The 18577-nt window shown below is 49.0% G+C and carries 16 protein-coding genes; 10 read left to right on the plus strand and 6 right to left on the minus strand.

What is annotated here, in order from left to right; all coding sequences use genetic code 11:
- Positions 1-6: 6 nt before the first annotated feature.
- Positions 7-1581, minus strand: a complete 1575-nt coding sequence (locus L2712_RS10040; protein ID WP_248977712.1) for a S41 family peptidase — start codon at positions 1579-1581, stop codon at positions 7-9.
- Between the two features lie 524 nt (positions 1582-2105).
- On the opposite strand from L2712_RS10040, the gene L2712_RS10045 reads away from it, so the two are divergent.
- Together L2712_RS10045 and L2712_RS10050 are read left to right on the plus strand one after the other, a co-directional pair.
- Positions 2106-2843, plus strand: a complete 738-nt coding sequence (locus tag L2712_RS10045) for a DUF599 domain-containing protein (RefSeq protein WP_428618096.1) — start codon at positions 2106-2108, stop codon at positions 2841-2843.
- A 283-nt stretch (positions 2844-3126) separates the two neighbouring features.
- The gene (locus L2712_RS10050) at positions 3127-3882 is read left to right on the plus strand and encodes a putative porin (protein WP_248977713.1); all 756 of its coding nucleotides are present in this window, start codon (positions 3127-3129) and stop codon (positions 3880-3882) included.
- A 224-nt stretch (positions 3883-4106) separates the two neighbouring features.
- Here the strand turns inward: L2712_RS10050 and L2712_RS10055 are convergent, their stop codons facing one another.
- Together L2712_RS10055 and L2712_RS10060 are read right to left on the minus strand one after the other, a co-directional pair.
- Positions 4107-5135, minus strand: coding sequence for an HD domain-containing phosphohydrolase (locus L2712_RS10055; RefSeq protein ID WP_248977714.1), 1029 nt, complete (start codon positions 5133-5135; stop codon positions 4107-4109).
- 295 nt (positions 5136-5430) lie between these two features.
- Positions 5431-6720 (minus strand): O-acetylhomoserine aminocarboxypropyltransferase/cysteine synthase family protein, encoded by a 1290-nt coding sequence (locus L2712_RS10060; protein WP_248977715.1) that lies wholly within the window; start codon positions 6718-6720, stop codon positions 5431-5433.
- A 457-nt stretch (positions 6721-7177) separates the two neighbouring features.
- Between L2712_RS10060 and L2712_RS10065 the strand changes: the two genes are divergently transcribed.
- The 6 genes from L2712_RS10065 (at position 7178) to nqrF (ending at position 13135) form a co-directional block, all read left to right on the plus strand.
- Positions 7178-8539 carry a Na(+)-translocating NADH-quinone reductase subunit A gene (locus L2712_RS10065; RefSeq protein WP_033537765.1) on the plus strand — a complete coding sequence of 454 codons (1362 nt, stop codon included), beginning with the start codon at positions 7178-7180 and terminating at the stop codon, positions 8537-8539.
- Positions 8539-9753, plus strand: coding sequence for an NADH:ubiquinone reductase (Na(+)-transporting) subunit B (locus tag L2712_RS10070; protein WP_248977716.1), 1215 nt, complete (start codon positions 8539-8541; stop codon positions 9751-9753). The genes L2712_RS10065 and L2712_RS10070 overlap by 1 nt, the downstream gene beginning before the upstream one ends.
- A gap of 114 nt (positions 9754-9867) precedes the next feature.
- A complete protein-coding gene (locus L2712_RS10075; protein ID WP_033537510.1) occupies positions 9868-10638 on the plus strand; it encodes a Na(+)-translocating NADH-quinone reductase subunit C in 771 nt (256 codons plus the stop codon).
- Between the two features lies 1 nt (position 10639).
- The gene (locus L2712_RS10080) at positions 10640-11263 is read left to right on the plus strand and encodes an NADH:ubiquinone reductase (Na(+)-transporting) subunit D (protein ID WP_033537511.1); all 624 of its coding nucleotides are present in this window, start codon (positions 10640-10642) and stop codon (positions 11261-11263) included.
- 4 nt (positions 11264-11267) lie between these two features.
- Positions 11268-11876, plus strand: a complete 609-nt coding sequence (nqrE, locus tag L2712_RS10085; RefSeq protein ID WP_033537512.1) for an NADH:ubiquinone reductase (Na(+)-transporting) subunit E — start codon at positions 11268-11270, stop codon at positions 11874-11876.
- A 41-nt stretch (positions 11877-11917) separates the two neighbouring features.
- On the plus strand, positions 11918-13135 hold the full coding sequence (nqrF, locus tag L2712_RS10090) for an NADH:ubiquinone reductase (Na(+)-transporting) subunit F (RefSeq protein ID WP_033537513.1): 1218 nt from the start codon (positions 11918-11920) through the stop codon (positions 13133-13135).
- Positions 13136-13192: 57 nt separating this feature from the next.
- Here nqrF and L2712_RS10095 read toward each other — a convergent pair whose 3' ends face one another.
- The gene (locus L2712_RS10095; RefSeq protein ID WP_248977717.1) at positions 13193-15274 is read right to left on the minus strand and encodes an SEL1-like repeat protein; all 2082 of its coding nucleotides are present in this window, start codon (positions 15272-15274) and stop codon (positions 13193-13195) included.
- Positions 15275-15457: 183 nt separating this feature from the next.
- Here L2712_RS10095 and L2712_RS10100 point away from each other — a divergent pair, with 183 nt between their 5' ends.
- Positions 15458-16228: a hypothetical protein gene (locus L2712_RS10100; protein ID WP_248977718.1), complete on the plus strand. Its 771-nt coding sequence runs from the start codon at positions 15458-15460 to the stop codon at positions 16226-16228.
- A gap of 48 nt (positions 16229-16276) precedes the next feature.
- On the opposite strand, the gene L2712_RS10105 is transcribed toward L2712_RS10100, so the two are convergent.
- Positions 16277-16639 carry a group I truncated hemoglobin gene (locus tag L2712_RS10105; protein ID WP_088904177.1) on the minus strand — a complete coding sequence of 121 codons (363 nt, stop codon included), beginning with the start codon at positions 16637-16639 and terminating at the stop codon, positions 16277-16279.
- Between the two features lie 419 nt (positions 16640-17058).
- On the opposite strand from L2712_RS10105, the gene L2712_RS10110 reads away from it, so the two are divergent.
- On the plus strand, positions 17059-18126 hold the full coding sequence (locus L2712_RS10110) for a M43 family zinc metalloprotease (RefSeq protein ID WP_248977719.1): 1068 nt from the start codon (positions 17059-17061) through the stop codon (positions 18124-18126).
- Positions 18127-18208: 82 nt separating this feature from the next.
- Here the strand turns inward: L2712_RS10110 and L2712_RS10115 are convergent, their stop codons facing one another.
- Complete coding sequence (locus L2712_RS10115) at positions 18209-18559, minus strand: putative quinol monooxygenase (RefSeq protein ID WP_033537517.1); 351 nt, start codon at positions 18557-18559, stop codon at positions 18209-18211.
- Positions 18560-18577: the final 18 nt, after the last annotated feature.

Consider the following 18577-nt stretch of genomic DNA (forward strand, 5'->3'; position numbering starts at 1 on the left):
TAAATCCTATTCAGGCTGAGTCAGAATCCGGCTATTTAACAGCAGATTTTGCTTGCGCGTATCTTCGAGAATGTAACCTGTGTCGATAAATCCTGGTTTGACTTGGCTACGTGCCGCGCTTGCAACCTGGGCTGGACAGAAGTTGCTATCGCGATAGTAAAGCGCCGCCGATAACAGACCTTCATTTTGGTCACCTAAAGCGTGGTTGAAGTCATCAGCCACATCACAACCAGGTACTTCGCTTGCTAGCGTTGGATTGCTGCTGGGGACAAAGCCGTCAGAGTAATCACCAAAGCCTTTATCGTTCTCACCCTTAAATTGAATGGTGAAATAGGTGGTGCCACAGTTTGGTGTTGGGTAGAAGCCATAGGGCTTACCACAGGTGGTGCCGCCAATTTGGATCACCTCAACATCGATACCGCGCAGGCTGTTGATTAGTGCTTCACTGGCTGAGCAGGTGTTGTCGGTCGTGAGGACAAATACTCGTGACAGATTAAGTGTCGGTAAACTCTGACCGCTTGATAGAAGGCCTGGATTAAAGCCAAGAGACTCATCGATGAAAGGCATTGGGGTCAAGGTTTGGCCTGTGACAGGATCTTTGGTTGGGTATTTGTCGTTAAAGGTGCTGCGCTCAAAGATACGATTTTGTGTCGCTTCTTTACCGGCAATCATGTAGCCCAGCTGGCTGGCCATGGCCAGTAAGCCACCACCGTTGTATCGCAGATCCAGCACTAGGTCGTCAACCTTAGCGGTTGCCAGAGTGTTGATGGCATCGAACAGACCGCGCTCCGCGGTGGCGATGTGGGAATTGAACTGTAGATATCCCACATTACCTGTTGGGGTGCTCACAACTTTAGTATTTTGCACTGGGGTTGAAACCACTGTTTGCGCCGTCAGTATCACATCTCGGGTCTGACTTGCGCCCAGATCTTGTATCGTGAATCGAGTCTCTTGTCCGGCATCGCTAGGGAACAAGCCATTATTTAAGGTATTGATTGACGCCATGTCATTGGCATCTTTTACGCTTACGCCATCTATGCTAACGATGACTGCCCCGCGGGTGATATTGGCATTGCTGGCTGGAGTGTTTGGTTCAGTGTAAGCAACGGTCACTTTTCTGTCTGTGGTGGCAGTGAGCTGCTGTAGATGAACACTCATGCCATAGCCGACCGATGCACCCGACTGATTAAGTTGTTCCCATTCGCTGGTAGGCATAGAGAAATGGAACTGATCTTTGGGGTTGCCTGATGGCGATAGGTTTTCGGTTTTCAGCAGGCTGAAATATTCCAATACCTGATAAGGCGCCGGATCTCTGTCGATGATCTCGCTGTACCAGAGGTAGGTGTCGTTACTCCACGAACGTAACCAGAGCTTCTCCTTGAGACCCGCATCGCACTGAGCCGCTAACTGTGTATAAGGGGTAAATTCCCCCTCGACCCATGTCACCGTGCCGCCCGACCCCGTGCCGATGGAACCGCCGTTGCCAGAGGTATCACTACCGCTGCCTCCTCCACTACAGCCAGTGAGCAAAAGGCCTGAAGCGAGCAGGCTTGTAAACAGAGCATTAGAGATTGACTTCATAAATAATCCTTTATTCTTAGACTCTTGTAACTTGGCACGTTGCGATTGTTATCGGCTCTTGCAAGTGGATACACGGCTGCAACATAATTTTCACTATCTTAGCTAAGATTTGTGAGTAGGTATAGCCTGAGCGCGAGAGTGCGTAGACCTTTGTTGTTTGTTTTTGAGCTAGTTTGTAGACGAACCATAGAAACCAAAGGGGGTGACGCCTAGTGATTCAATATAAACCGTCGATAACACAGTAGAAATGGCTGATAAAAGCGCAGAGAGCACGATTTTAATGTTTTATCGGTCACCCTCTACAAAGCAGTATCAATTGCAGCGCTTTATAATCCACTTTCTATCTCCTGTGCTGATACGACCGCGATGTATCGCTCTGCTGGTAGACAATACCCTAGATAACAGAGTCATAGTGGCTTAAGGGTAAATAGAACCCAGGAAATAGAGTTGCAATATCAATAGGCTATGATTAAATGAAATGAGGTCCTCTGGTAGCCGGTTGCCATAGTTAACAAGTTGAATCCATGATGAATAATTATCTGCTCGATCTCATTGCTGTGATCTGTTTCTTTAGTTGTTGGATCGGGTACGCCCGCTTTGCCCGTCAGAAGGCTAAGACAACCAACTGTATTGCCCGTTGTTTGCACCAGCACAGGGTGCATTGGATGTATCAGTTACTTGGGCGCGAGGTGAGGGTGGCCGAGGCCGCATTACTGGCTAACTTAGAGCGTAATATTACCTTCTTTGCCAGTACCACTATGTTGGTGCTCGCCGGTGTGTTAACCCTGTTTGCTCAGGTTGAACGCCTGGAGGCTGTCATTACCTCAATCCCACTGACGGCGCCCCCTGTGCATCTGCTGATCCAGTTAAAATTGGGTATTTTGACCTTTATCTTTGTGATGGCCTTCTTTCAATTTACTTGGTCTATGCGTCAATATGGGTTTCTCAACGTGATGGTGGGGGCGACTCCGGTTGATAAGAGCGGCAACGACGAACGTCTCAAGGATTACGCCTATCAGATGGCGATAGTACAAGATAGGGCCGCCCATGCTTACAACTATGGCCTGCGTTCCTACTATTTTTCGATGGCGGTGCTGGGGTGGTTTTTCCATCCACTGCTGTTTATCGCCTCTAGCCTAGTGGTGGTCTATACCCTGTATCGCCGCGAATTTAAGTCCAGAGCGGTGCAGGCCATCACTCACGGGATGTTGATCCTCGATGAGCGCGAGCAGACGAAAGCAGCTAGCACTAATGGCCTTTAAGAATTAAAGGGGTATTGATTTCTGTATCTGGATGGCAAGTTGTAACCTTCGGGTTTCACTTGTTACCTGACTGTTAATTGTTGTTTTTGATAATGTTTTTTTGCTTAGCTTTTATGAAGTTTTTATTGCGCTATTCCTAAACTATGGCTTATCGTTAGCGCCGCTAGGAGAGCACAGGATATTTATTCTTATAAATATCAGAAAATTACAATGGATTGAGTTCAACACCTTTCTATTTTTATCTTTTATTCTCCTAGCTTCATAAATATAAGGGAATACATTGATGAAAAAATCAGTAACAGCCGTTGCCATTCTTCTTGGTCTTAGCAGCATGAGCGCACTCGCGGTGCAAGACAACGCCTTTCAACACGAAGCTGGTTTGAACTACCAGTCTAACTCTGAAGAGTTCGGCGATGGTCTGTGGAAAGCAAATTACAGTTACTATGTGACGCCAGTGGATCAGAGCAGCAGCCCATATGCCCTAAATGGCTTCCTGGCGCAAAGCTCTAATCTGGGTGCCTACTACAGCAACTTTGACGATGCCGACCTGGACTCTTACGGTATCGACGGCACCTATGTTTTCGCCTCAAAGTGGTTTGTTGGTGTGAACTATCAGAAGCACGACTATGCTCACTTCGATTTCGACACCTATGGCGCTGAAGTGGGTTATTACTTCAACGACTCTTCAGCTGTTTCTGTCTTCTATGCCGATGGCGATGAGGGTATTGAGGAGCGCTACGGTGTGAAGGTTCGCAGCTATATCGCGCTACAATCTACTGCCGGTGTGGATCTACAGGCTAACTGGACTCACAGTGACAATGACGACATGATCAACCTAGGCGCCGATTGGTATGTGAACAATGCTTGGTCTGTGGGTCTGGGTTATACCGATACAGAGTATGATGATGCATTTGATGTAAGAACCTCATACTGGCTGCGTATTTCTGATAACGTCTCGGCGAACTTCCAGGTCGCGCGCGTGTTGGATTCTGACTTCGACGGCGTAAACATTGGTCTTGGCCTAGTAGGTCGTTTCTAAGTCTAAGCCATGATTTGACTGTAAGGCCTGCTGGCGCCCTGGCTTGGCAGGCCTTTACTTTTACTTTGGCGATGCCGAATGTATCGCAGGGGTTGTTTTACCATCGCCTGTAAACCTTACTCTGCTAACCGATTGCTTTAACCTCGGCATCTTAAAGCCAAGTCTTAACCCACTTCGACTTATGGTATTCAGGCTTATTTCACATGGATTGAGGCTTTAACTGCCTAAAACTCTGTGGAGTCAAAGGTCTTCTGAATCTTTATTACCTCTGGGAGCGCCTCATTTAGCGCGGCGACACAGCTGGCGTCTAATTTGTCTCCAGACAGTCTATTCAATTCGGCAAAGGCGTCGGCGTTCGTCCAGGCTGATTTATAGGGACGTTCGCTAGTGAGCGCGTCAAATACATCGGCCACCGCCACAATTCTTGCCTCAATGGGGATCGACTCACCGGCCAACCCGGCAGGGTAACCCGAACCGTCTATGGCTTCATGATGATAGAGCACGATATTGCGTAACACCTGAGTGTGATCCAGGTTGCTCAAGTGGTAGTTACAGAGCAGCTTGTCGATCAAGTTTCGCCCCGCCTCACAGTGTTTTTGCATCTCTTTGCGCTCTTGTGAGGTGAGTGGGCCACGTTTAAACAATATCTCGTCGGGCACGGTGATCTTGCCGATATCATGTAGAGGCGCAAACAGGAAGATATGTTCGATAAAGTGGTCGTTTAAATTTCTGTCATCGGCAACGCGTTGAGCGATCAGTCGAGAATAGTGGGCCATGCGGCTGAGATGGCCAGCGGTTTCCGGATCGCGAAAATGGGTCACATCGATGGCTGTTTTCATGGTCGAGGCGAGGGTCATGACCTCGCTTAATTCGTTGATCACCATTAGTGCCAGCAAGTTGCCGATAAGATCTAAGTGTTCAAGACAGCGTTTATCGAAAACATCTTTATCTTCGCTATTAAAGAAGATAAAGCCTAGCAGGTTGGTGCCAGACAGCAGCGGTAGGGTATAGCTACTGCGATAGCCTGCCTCATAAATCTTGATTGCGTGTTCGTGTTGGCTGTCCTCATAAATGCTGAGGTCTTGTACTACTCTGGCGGCGCGGGATTTGGCTATCTGTAATAGCGAGTGGCATTGACTGAGATTGGCTTGATAATGATTGAGCGGCGAAGGTTTACCGCTGTAAATAAAGGTGCGTACGAGATCGCTTTCTTCGTCAAACAGAGCGATGGCAATGCGAGTGATTTGTGGCAATTTTTCTTGTGTGGAGGTATGCAAGTGAGCCAGCTTGCTCATGAGTGATGAGTGATGAGTGTTGATTAAGATCCGTAGAGGTGTAGTACATGTGCCGCTCCCTTGCCATGCGGGTCGCTTGTTAAAGCCAAATGTCGCCAATACTCATTATAGTCAACAGATATGCATAGTTAGCACTATACCAAGGTATTAGCTAAAAAAGGCGTAAAAGCATGACCTTAATCAAGATACCGAGCCAATAGCCCGGTATCTGAGGTCTGTAAAGGAAGTTTATAAAAGACGCAGGGAGATGGGGTTATAGCGCCTTATCCAGCGCCTGTGAGACATCCTGAATAATGTCATCGATATGCTCAATGCCAACTGAGATACGAATTAGGTCTTCTGATACCCCCGCCTTGGCGAGTTCCTCACCGTTGAGCTGCCTGTGGGTGGTGGTCGCCGGATGGCAGGCTAAGGATTTGGCATCGCCTATGTTCACCAAGCGTAGGATCATCTGTAGCGCATCGATAAAGCGTCCACCGGCGGCTTTTGCTTCTTCGCTGGTTTCGGCCTTGATCCCAAAGCTGATGATGCCAGAGGCCTTGCCAGAAGTGATCTTCTCACAGTTACTACGATAGGGACTGTTTTGTAGTGCACCATAGTTGACCCAGCTTACTCTTGGGTCTTGCTCGAGAAACTTCGCCAGCGCCAGTGCATTATCGCAGTGACGTTCCATACGCAGGGCCAGGGTTTCTAATCCTTGCAACAGCAGGAAGGCACTCTGAGGGGCGAGGGCGGCACCAGTGTTGCGCAGCGGCACCACGCGGCAGCGACCAATAAAGGCTGCCGGGCCGAAGGCCTGGGTGTAGATCACACCATGATAGGAGGGATCTGGTTCGTTGAGTAAGGCAAAACGTTTAGGTTGCGATGCCCAGTCAAACTTACCTGAGTCGATGATCACCCCGCCTATGGTGGTGCCATGGCCGCCAATATATTTAGTGAGCGAATGGATAACGATATCGGCGCCATGCTCGAAGGGGCGGCAGAGCACCGGAGTGGCAACGGTATTATCTACGATCAGCGGTACGCCATGCTTATGGGCCAACTCCGCCAAACGGGCGATATCGACAATATTACCCGCCGGATTGCCGATAGACTCGCAAAACAGCGCCTTGGTATTGTCATCGATATGGGCTTCCAGCGCCTCGAAATCGTCGAAGGCTGCCATGCGCACCTCTACTCCTTGCCTCGGCAGGGTGTGGGCAAACAGATTATAGGTGCCGCCATAGAGCTGACTTGTGCTAACAATATTATCGCCCACTTGGGTTAGGGCTTGAATTGCATAGGTGATGGCTGCCATACCCGAGGCGAGCGCCAGTGCGCCTATGCCGCCCTCAATAGCGGCGAGACGCTGTTCGAGGACATCTGTTGTGGGGTTCATGATGCGAGTATAGATATTGCCCGGCACCTTAAGGTCAAACAGGTCGGCCCCATGTTGGGTATCGTCAAAGGTATAGGAGGTGGTTTGGTAAATGGGAACCGCGGCCGCTTTGGTCGTCGCTTCCGATGTATAGCCGTGATGCAGTGCTAAAGATTCGAGTTTCATCTTGTTCATCCTATCCTGAGTAAAAACCTGTGACCAAAAATGACCATATCATTTAGACTTCTAGATGTCTAAATCTTTTTTTGTTCGCTGAGATTAATGCTTAAACTCCCCGATATCGCAATCAGTTTTGTCTTTATTAGTCTTAAATCTTTGGTTGCACCTGCCTCAATTAAGGGACAAAAAATAGCCATTTTGTTATGCCTTATAGGGGAATTTTTGTCCCACTTTTAATGCTTTAGTTGTAACTAAATAAGGTGTATCTGCTTTATTGGTTTTATCGTTATAAAACTACATTGTTAACAGTTCTCAGGATTGGCTGGCGATCAAGATCACATTTTTAATCTAAAAACTGTTGTTAAGTTACAGCTCGGTGTCGGAATGTGACCTCAATATCGGAATCAAAGTTAACAAACTTTTACCATAAGGCATCCCAGTTTAGTAACGGTTGATGTTTGCGATGGCAGCTTTTCCAGACAAGATTAAGACGATAAAGAAGGGCTTAGATGTGCCTATCGCAGGTGAGCCTCGGCAAGAGATTGATTGCTGCGCTCGACCTGCAAAGGTAGCACTGCTAGGTGAGGAATATGTTGGCCTAAAACCCACACTCTTGGTGGAGGTTGGCGATCGGGTTAAGAAGGGCCAAGCGCTGTTCGAAGACAAGAAGGCACCAGGTGTGCGCTTTACCGCGCCGGCCAGTGGCCTGATTGTCGAGATCAATCGCGGCGAACGCCGTGTATTGCAATCGGTCGTGATCCAAGTGGAGGGCGAGGAGCAGATCACTTTCCAAGCCTATTCAGACCTTAATCTGCTCAGCCGTGACGCCGTAAAACAAAACCTGGTAGAGAGTGGTCTATGGACCGCGCTACGTACCCGTCCTTTCTCGAGAGTGCCCCTGCTGGACAGCGAGCCTGTGGCAATATTTGTCAACGCCATGGACACCAATCCTTTAGCCGCCGATCCTCGGGTGATCATTAAAGATCAGCAAGAGGCCTTCGCTGCCGGACTCAAGGTGCTTAGCTATCTGACACCGGGCAAGATTCATCTGTGCCACGATGTCGGTGAAGCCCTGCCTGGTGCTGACTTGCCTCAGGTCGAAAGCCATCAATTTGCCGGCGTGCATCCCGCCGGACTGGTTGGCACCCATATTCACTTTATTTCACCTGCTAGCCTGGAGCGTCCAGTCTGGCATCTGGGTTATCAGGATCTCATCGCCTACGGCAAGTTGTTCTTGACCGGTGAGCTCTATACGGATCGCGTTGTCGCTCTAGGTGGGCCGACGGCGCTTAATCCAAGGCTGCTGCGCACTCAGCTCGGCGCTCAGTTAAGCGAGCTGGTAAAAGGCGAGGTTAAGCCTGGCAGCAATCGTATAGTGTCAGGCTCTGTATTGGCTGGCCATACCGCCGAAGGCGTTCATGACTATCTGGGCCGTTTCCATCAGCAGATCTCAGTGCTCGCCGAAGATATTAAGCATCAGCTGATGCCATGGGTACGTGGCGGCCGCGATAAGTTTTCTATTACCCGCGCCGTGACCTCTCGTTTTAAGGCCACTAAACGTTTGTTTGACCTGACCACCAACGCAGGCGGTTCTCATCGCGCCATGATGGCCTTTGGCCAGCTGGATCGCGTCATGCCGCTGGATATCTTACCCACGCTTTTGGTGCGCGATCTCGTGGTGCGTGACACCGATGAGGCTCAGGCCTTAGGGGCCTTAGAGCTGGATGAGGAAGATTTAGCCCTGTGTACTTTTGTCTGTCCCGGTAAGTATGACTTCGGGCAGGAACTGCGCATCTGCCTAGATATTATTGAGAGGGAAGGTTAATGAGTAAGCAAGACAATAAGCCAGATGTGCAAGAGAACTACTATGCCCATGGCTCGTCGATGCGCAGTTTCTTGCGCTCGCTGCTTTATGCCCATGGCCGCAGCACTAAAGGCAAGGTGCATGTGCGTGACGCGATTGATGTCAAACGTACCATGACCTTAGTGGGCCTTTGCCTGCTACCTGCCATATTGTTTGGTATTTATAACATAGGTTTACAAGCGCAGCAGGCATTGGCCGCTGGGCTGACGACACCAGAGAGTTGGCAGTTATGGGTGTTCAATGGCATTTCTGGAGGCCTCAGTGAGCAAACTGGGCTTTTAGGGCTATTTGCCTATGGCCTGAGCTTTTTCCTGCCCATCTATCTTACCGCGCTGGTGGTGAGCCTGTTTTGGGAAGTGGTGTTTGCCAAGGTGCGTCGTCAGGAGCTGCATGAAGGCTTCTTCGTTACTGCCTTGCTATTTACCTTGATTTTGCCGGTATCAACACCGCTTTGGATAGTTGCCCTGGGCATCACCTTTGGTGTGATCATGGCCAAGGAGGTGTTTGGTGGCATGGGGTATAACTTTTTAAACCCTGCGCTGGCCGGTTACGCCTTTATCTATTTCGCTTATCCGACAGAGGTGGCGCAGATTGCTCAGTTTGTGGCGGTCGATGGTTTCTCTGGCGCGACTGTGCTGCACGAAACTGCGGCGGGTAAGATGAGCTTTGAAGGCTACACCTGGTATCAGGCCTTTAGTGACCCGCTTTGGTGGGATGCCTTCTTTGGCTTCACCGTGGGATCGATTGCCGAAACCAGCACGCTGGCCATTCTTTTCGGTGGCCTGCTACTGCTGTTGACCCGTCTGGCCGACTGGCGTGTGGTGACAGGGGTAATGGCTGGCATGCTAGCCACTGCTCTGCTGTTTAATCTCATCGGCTCAGATAAGAACGCCATGTTCGCCATGCCGTGGACCTGGCATCTGGTCACTGGTGGTTTTGCCTTAGGGATGATGTTCATGGCGACCGACCCGGTCACCACTGCGTACACCCGTCAGGGTAAGTTTGCCTATGGTGCTCTTATCGGTTTCATGACTGTGCTGATCCGCGTGCTGAATCTCAAGATGCCAGAGGGGATTATGCTGGCGATACTGTTTGCCAACTTGTGGGCGCCTATTTTCGATTACCTGGTGGCGCGCAGCAACATCAAGCGGAGGCTGAAACGTAATGCCTTATAAATCTGAACATATGTTAAGGATCCAGACCGCCAACTTTTGGTCGTCAATTCTCGCATCCTTTTTGTTTCGTCGTTCCAGCCGCGCCGAGCGCGACACTATGGAGAAGCAACGCTAATGGCATTTAAGAAAGATACTGTTGTGGGGACCATGATCTTCACACTCGTCCTCTGCCTCTCTTGTTCTTTTATGATCACAGGTACGGCCGAGGTACTCAAAGAACGTAAGTTGGCCAAGAAGCGCGATGAGCTTAAGCGTTATGTACTCATTGCCGCCGATATCGATATCGGGGGAGATAAGGACTTTCGCGCCATCTTCGAGAAGTCGGTGACGCCTATGCTGGTGGATCTGGATTCTGGCGAGATAGACACTCAGGCCAATGTACTGGATTTTGACGACCGCATGGCGGCCATCAACCCGCAGACCTCGATCAAGCCTAAGAAGGATATCGCCAAGATTAAGACCCGCGCTAACCAGGCTCGCGTATTCAAGGTGTTTGACGAAAAAGGTGAACTCCATGCCGTGGTGCTACCCATCTATGGCAAGGGGCTCTGGTCGATCATCTATGGTTATGTGGCACTTAAGCCAGACCTGAACACTATCGAAAACGTGGTCTTCTATGAGCATGGTGAAACGCCTGGCATAGGTGATTTTCTCGATGACTCGGCCTGGACCGATAAGTTTAAAGGCAAGCAGCTGTTTGATGATAAAGGAAAAGTCTCTTTCAGTGTGGTTAAGGGTGGCGCTGAGCCGGGTGATCTGCATGGTGTTGATGCGGTCAGTGGCGCAACCATGACGGGGCGCGGCGTACAACGTGCCGTGCAGTTCTGGTTCGGTGTCGAAGGTTATCAGACCTTCCTTCACAAGCTAAAAGCGTCGGAGGTTTAAGATGAGTAAGAGTATGACGGCGACCCGGGATATTTTAACCACGCCCATCTTCGCTAATAACCCGATTGCCATGCAGGTACTGGGGGTCTGTTCGGCGCTGGCGGTGAGCAACTCGATGCAAACCGCTTTGGTGATGACGCTGGCGGTGACCTTTGTGTTGGTGTTTTCCAACCTGATCATCTCCACGATCCGTAACTTTATTCCTAACAGTGTGCGCATCATCGCTCAGATGACTGTGATCGCATCCCTGGTGATTATCGTCGATATGGTGCTGCAAGATGTGGCCTATGAACTATCGCGCCAGTTGTCAGTGTTTGTGGGCTTGATCATTACTAACTGTATCATCATGGGCCGTGCTGAAGCTTACGCCATGAAGATGCCACCACATCTGGCCGTAGTAGACGCCATGGGTAACGCCATGGGTTATGGCGTTATCTTGCTCAGTGTCGCCTTTGTGCGTGAACTGCTGGGCTCGGGTACCCTGTTTGGCCATGAGATCCTTAAGACTGTTGAGAACGACGGCTGGTATCTGGCGAACGAGATGTTCAAGCTACCGCCGAGTGCATTCTTCCTGATTGGCTTACTGATCTGGGCCATCAATGTTATCCAGCGTAAGCGAGGTTAAGGCTATGGAACACTATATTAATCTCTTTGTTCAGGCGGTCTTTATCGACAACATGGCGCTCTCTTTCTTCATGGGCATGTGTACTTTCCTGGCCGTGTCGAAAAAGGTGTCGACCTCTTTTGGTCTGGGTATCGCCGTGATTGTGGTGATGACACTCGCGGTGCCGCTAAACCAGCTGATCTATGCCAACGTGTTGGCTCCTGGCGCGCTGGCCTGGGCCGGCTATCCCGAGCTTGACTTGAGCTACCTGCAGCTGATCACCTTTATCGGTGTGATCGCCGCACTGGTGCAGATCCTGGAGATGTTTCTGGATAAGTACATTCCTAGCCTCTATCAGAGCCTGGGGATCTTCCTGCCGCTGCTAACGGTTAACTGCGCTATCTTCGCCGGGGTGATCTTCATGGCAAACCGCGACTACAGCCTGGCTGAGTCAGTGGTGTTTGCTACTGGGTCGGGTTTGGGCTGGGCGATGGCGATTGTGCTGCTGGCCGGCCTGCGTGAGCGGATGAAGTTCCACGCCATCCCCGCGGGGCTGCAAGGTGTAGGCATCACCTTTATTACCACGGGCCTGATGGCATTAGGCTTTATGTCTTTCTCCGGCATTTCGCTCTAAGTGGCGTGCTTAAGTCAGTGCATTAAGAAAAGGGTTATTAGATGGAAATGGCAATAGGCATAGGCATGTTCACCATAGTCGTGTGCATGCTGGTAATAGTGATTTTAGTCGCCAAGAGCAAGTTAGTGATCAACGGTGATGTCAGCATTCGCATCAATGATGACGATGAGAAGAGCATTACCACGGCGGCGGGCGACAAGCTGCTGGGCGCGTTGGCAAGCAAGGATATCTTTATTCCTTCCGCTTGCGGCGGTGGCGGTACCTGCGGTCAGTGCCGAGTAAAGGTGAAGTCTGGAGGCGGCGATATTCTGCCTACCGAACGTGACCATATCAACAAGAAAGAGGCCAAAGAGGGTTGTCGCCTGGCCTGTCAGGTGGCGGTGAAGACTGACATGGAACTTGAGCTGGAAGAGGAGATCTTCGGCGTCAAGAAGTGGCAGTGTGAGGTGATCTCAAACGACAACCAGGCCACCTTTATCAAGGAACTGCTGCTTAAGCTGCCCGAAGGTGAAGATGTTAAGTTTAAGGCCGGTGGTTACATTCAAATTGAAGCGCCGGCTCATCAGGTGAAATACAGCGATTTCGATATCCCGACCGAGTACCGTGACGATTGGGAAAAGTATGGCCTGTTCGATCTGGTTTCGACCGTAGATGAAGATGTGCTGCGTGCCTACTCTATGGCTAACTACCCTGATGAGAAGGGCATTATCATGCTGAATGTGCGTATCGCTACGCCGCCAGCCGATGGTTTGCCGCCGGGCAAGATGTCTTCTTATATCTTTAATCTTAAGGCGGGTGACAAGGTCACTATCTCTGGGCCATTTGGTGAGTTCTTTGTCAAAGAGACAGATGCCGAGATGGTGTTTATCGGTGGTGGTGCTGGTATGGCGCCGATGCGCTCACATATCTTCAACCAGCTTAAGGGTGAAAAGACCAAGCGTAAGATGACTTTCTGGTATGGTGCTCGCTCATGCCGTGAGATCTTCTATCAGGAGGATTTTGACGCACTGGCGGCTGAGAACGATAACTTTGAGTGGCATGTGGCTCTGTCGGATCCGCTCCCCGAGGACAACTGGGACGGTTACACCGGCTTTATCCATAATGTGCTCTATGAGAACTACCTGAAAAATCATAAGGCGCCGGAAGATTGTGAGTTCTACATGTGTGGCCCTCCAATCATGAACTCCTCGGTGATCAACATGCTGGAAAGCCTAGGTGTTGAGCAAGAGAATATCCTGCTGGATGACTTCGGAGATTAACCCTGAGTCTGTTAAGAAATAAAAACGCAGCCATTGGCTGCGTTTTTTGTGGGGAATTTATAACTTTTCTTGCAAATACTTTATTGCTTTTTGATTACCACCATTCGCACTTTTATTCATCCAGGTTTCTCCTGCAGTCGTGGATTCTCTGTCCAGCAAATATTTCCCTAATCTATATTGGGCCTCACTATCGTTATGTTCAGCGGCTTTTCTCAGCCAGGTTAATCCCAATTCTTCATTAACGGGGATGCCTTCACCCTCAAGATAAAGTTCACTGAGATTTAACATGGCTGTTGTTTGCCCATGCCACTCTGCGGCAGAACGATAGAGGCTAACGGCTTGCTCAATGTCTTGCTTAACACCAAGGCCTAGGCGATACATCTCTCCAAGATTATTCGCGGCAGTTGAATCTTGTTGCTTGAGTGCCAATTCGTAAAAATGACGGGCTTGTAGGTAGTCCTGCTTAATCTCATTTCCAAAGAAAAAGAGATTTCCAAGTTTCATGTTTTCGTTATAGTTTCGTAACTTGCAAAAAGTGGTGTAGAGCTCAAGGCCATATAGCATGTTTTGAGGCACACCTTCTCCGTTCATATAGAGTAGACCTAACCGCATATAAGCATAAGGATGTTCTCCTTCAATGCCTTTCTTATACCAAGCGATAGCTAGGTCTAAATCATGATGGTTGGGGCTACCATATTCGTATAGTTGACCTAAGTTAACGGTCGAGTCAATTTCTCCTTGTGAGTAAGCTTTCTCAAAATATGCAATGGCTTTATCAATATCGTGCTCGACTAAATCGCTTTTGTAGTAGATGAGCCCTAGGTAGTGGGTTGCTAGGGAGTTACCTTCAGCTATCTCTAATAAGTAGGGGAGTGCGAGTTGATCATTTTTTTCTGTTCCTAAGCCTAAATGATAGGCTTTACCTACTTCATAGTAGGCTTGCTCTAAGCCGAGATCTGCTGCTTGTTGAAAAAGAGACAAGGCTTTAGTTCTGTCCCGCTTAACAGAGTTTCCATCTCGATAGATGGTGCCCAAATTATATAAAGCTTGGGGATTATTCATGGTCGCCGCTTTATTGAAAAGCTCTAGCCCTAATGCCGTATTCCGTTCAACATGATCGCCATTGAAGTAGATAGAAGCCATGTTGTTTAGCGCTAGTGCATTATTTTGTTGAGCCGCAAGCTGGTATAACTTTAGAGCTGTATCAATATCTTGAGGAACGTATTGTCCAGATTCAAAATAGGTCGCTAAGTTAACCATAGATCCCGCATCACCTAATTCCGCGGCTCTCTGGTAAATCTGTATAGCTAACTTCTGGTCTTGCTCTACAAACCAACCGAAATCGTACATATTGGCCATATAACCAACAGCAGATTTATGGTTTTGCTCAACGGCCAATAGAAGGTAATGTACACCCTTCTCGGGGTCTACTTTGGTGGCTACGCCATCGAAATATATAGTCGCCAAATTGTACTGAGCAGAAGCATTACCTGCGTCGGCAGCGAGTTTGTACCATTCAAATGATTGCTTAACGTTGTCTTTTTCAAAATGGTAGAGATACGCTAAACCTAGATAACAGGAAGCTAGCTGTTGCTTAGCACCAAGTAAAAAGTTTGCCTCGGCCTTTAGCAAGTCCTTCCTGGCTGGCTCGTCTAAATAGAGAAATCCTAACTCGCATGAAGCCATTGGAGCGTTCAACGAAATTGCTCGCTGATAATAATCTATCGCTTGATCGAGGTTTTGATCGACAAACTCACCATTTCGGTAAAACGCTGCAAGGTTTATTAAGGCTTGGGTATCATGCTGTTTTGCAGCTTTTAGATACCAGTGAAATGCAAGTTCGTTGTCTTCTTTAATACCTAGTGCGCCAACATCATAGATTAACCCTAATTCACTCTGAGCTCTGGGTAGTCCCTCGTTTGCAGCCTCTTTATATAGCATGAGTGCTTTTTCGGGCTGACCACTTTCATAGTATTGCTGCGCTAGCGTTAGCTTTTCCTCGCTTGTTAATTTTGAGCTTTCTACCTGTAGATCGATAGACGGATTACTAGTCATCTCGGAGGAAGGGGGGTTAGTGTTAGTTGCAACGCAAGCACTTAGCATTCCTAGGCAAAATAAAGTCGAAATGGTACGGTACATGTCATTCCTTTAACATTTGTTTAATGCTTTTGCATCATATCGTTAGGGCTAGGAAAAAGTAAATGTCTATATTGCGGCTCAGGCAATTTAGGGACTGTCATTATGGTTTGATCTACATCAAGGAGCCTGTAGTAGGGGATCTCTATATTGTTTTGTTATCTAAAGGTTAATAAAGCGAATGATATGAGCGACGAGCTAGCGGGCAGTGAGAGCATAACGCCAAAGAGTACCTATACCGTGTCGGCCAGGGGCAAGGCCGATCACCAATCTGTGATGAAGTTTTTAAGGCAACACTTTGGTGCAGTGCCGCTGGCCCAGGTAGAGAGCGTATTTGGTTTTGTGGAGCGCTCTAGCCTATATGGTGGCCGTTTTTATCTGATGCGACAGTTGTCTGAGCGGGACGTAGGCTTGTTGGCTGATAACAATATTGGTATCAGGATCCCTTTTACCAACCACTTTGCCACTAAGGAGGAATTTGACGCCAATCGATCCTTGCTGGCCAAATATCATCACAAACGCAACTCAATCATCTGCACCAATGACGACCTGGCTTATTGGATTAAGCAGGAGTTTCCCGACTATGACATCGAAGCCAGTGTGATTAAAAATTTGACCAAGGCCGAGCAGCTTGAGGAGGCGCTTACACTCTATGACACTGTGGTCTTGCCCATGGTACTCAATGATGACGAGGCGTTCTTGAGCGCGCTGCAACATAAAGATCGTATCCGTCTATTCGCCAACGCAGGATGTGCTTATACCTGTCCGGCTCGCACCTGCTACAAGTCTATCTCTAAGTTTAATAAGGGCAATGGTGGCGAGTTTAAATGTTCGCAAGACCTCAAGGCCCGTGAGATGCAGGGCATGGTAGATTTTGACCTCACCCGTCTCAGACGTCTGGGATATCATAAGTTTAAGCTGCTTAGGGCCAGGGCGGGAGAGCAGACGGGCTATTAGCAGCGCGCGTCCGATAACCTATCGATTTAGGTTATCGGTCATTGCGGGTTATCGGCCGATGATTTCGCCTTTAAGCGAGTAGGCGGCGAGCAGTAATTCCTGCTTCTCTTGTTGTCCCACCTGATGTTTATCTAACACCAGCATAATGTCGTCCAATACGGCTAAAAACTCCTTTTCATTGATGTTCATGGTCTTGTGCGTCTCAATCATGCTCTTACCCGTATATTCCTGTGGCCCGCCGGTTGCGGCGCAGAGAAACTCCGTCACCTTTTCTATTACGGCGTGACGATCTGAATTGAGGTAACGGCTGGCGATATCGGGATTGTCTGCATGGGTATCAAAAATATCTGTCGCTATCTTGGCTATCTGAGTCTCACCGCCAAGACGTTCATAAAGCGTGGCATCACTCATAGTCTTGCCTCACTGGTTGCCGACACCTGGAGGTCGGTATCTCCTTACTTAGGTGATCAATTGTAGTTGTCATCAGGAGAGGCGAGGCTGCGTTAGCCGCGTCAGTTACCGTGAAGGCGAGTTAATTTGTAAGCGGATGATTCTTTAGGGCTTCTGGCTATTAAAAGATTGTTTGCAGGATGATATTTGTCTAAGCAGCCGTTTTTTAAGGGCATGAGATGAAGCTGGTGAGCAGGCGTTGCACTCCTGTGAACTTTACAATTTGTTCACATTTTTGATTTACACCTGTTTTTATTTGGGTATATTGTATACAGAATATTTTATCTCACGGGTAATGTTGTTATTCGTCTGGAGGGAAGCTAACACGCCAAGGATATGGCTAATTAACCTAAAACCTAACAATAAGAGTGACTAATAACATGACCCATAAACTTACATTAGCCATTTTGGCCGCCCTGTTAACGAGCCCTGCCAGTGTGAGCGCCAAACAACCCGAATTTGCTGCCGACCATTGTAAGGCTGGCGAGATCAATGCTCAGCATTATCGTAATTTCCCCGCCGCTTTAGATGAGGCTAAGGCGCGCCATGCCAAGTTGTTTGAGCGTAAGCGTGCCATGGCTAAGCCTGGTAGCGACGCTCTCGAAGAGCTGGGGGATACCCCCCAAGCGCTGGCGCTGTCGGCGACACCAAACTATGTGATTCCGGTGGTGTTTCATGTCTATGGAACAGAGTTCAATGGCAAGACAGTCAACGATGCAGTGATCATTGATGCGCTTAACAAGACTAATGAAGACTTTCAGGGACGCACAGCGGATTTTGCCGATATCGATCCCGAATTCCAGGGGGTAAAGCAGGCGCTCAATATCGAGTTTCGCCTAGCTAGTATCGATCCTAATGGTAATCCCACTTCCGGTATCATCTATCATCCGGCGTCTTCTGGGGCGGGCAACTACTCAAGCTCCGACGTGAAACGGGATCATTGGGATAACTACAAGTATATGAATGTCTACATTCAGAACGATCTCTATGCCGATGGTGTCACCAATAACTCAGGTGTGGCCTGGTATCCGGACTCCACCATGTCCAATGAAGGCCTGGCACGTGTGACCTACAACGGCGCCTATTTGGGGAGCAATACCGATGAGAACTTCCGCTCAGTATTGACTCATGAGTTCGGTCACTTCCTGGATCTGATCCATACCTTCGAAGGTGGGTGTAAGCGTGGCATGGAGCGTCGCTGTGATACCACAGGCGATGAGAATTGTGACACGCCGCAGCAAAACAGCTGGCAGATGAACCCAGGTGATGGCGGCGTAGTGAACTGCATGGGCCAAACCATCAACTGGCAGAACTTTATGGCTTACTCAGATCAATATGCCAATTTCACCCAAGATCAGGTAGCCCGTATGACCAATGGTCTGGATAGTCAGGCTCGTGCGACCCTCTGGTCGGCGCAAAACCTGGCCGCGACTGGTGTGGCTAACTAATACAGAAAGCCATTAAAAAACGCAGCCTTGGCTGCGTTTTTTTGTTTGGGTTAGGCTGGTTTGCTTTGGATTAGTCAAATTGCTAGACAAATACCGGGGCGTCATATTCATAGCCCTCGTCGGTATAGGCAGTCACTATGGCATCATCCACTAAGCCGGCGGGGGAGCTTACCTGAGTCTCAAAGAAGTGCGTGATCTGCTGGCGACGACCGTGAGCCGCCCAGCTTTCGCCATCGGCCCAGATCTCGTTGAAGACGATAGGATAGTCGGTGCGGCTGGCACTCGGATGGTCTATCTGACGGGTGAGAATGTACTGAATACACCCCTGTTCCCGCAATGAGTCGGGCTCCAGTGCCTTGAGTACTTCAAAGAGTTCGGCTTCCTTGCCCGCCTTGGGGCGAAACTGGGCTATCACAAAAACACGAGTGGACATGGGTAAGTTCTCCTCAGA

This window comes from Shewanella marisflavi (genome assembly GCF_023283925.1).
In the GTDB taxonomy this organism is placed as follows: Bacteria; Pseudomonadota; Gammaproteobacteria; order Enterobacterales; family Shewanellaceae; genus Shewanella; species Shewanella marisflavi.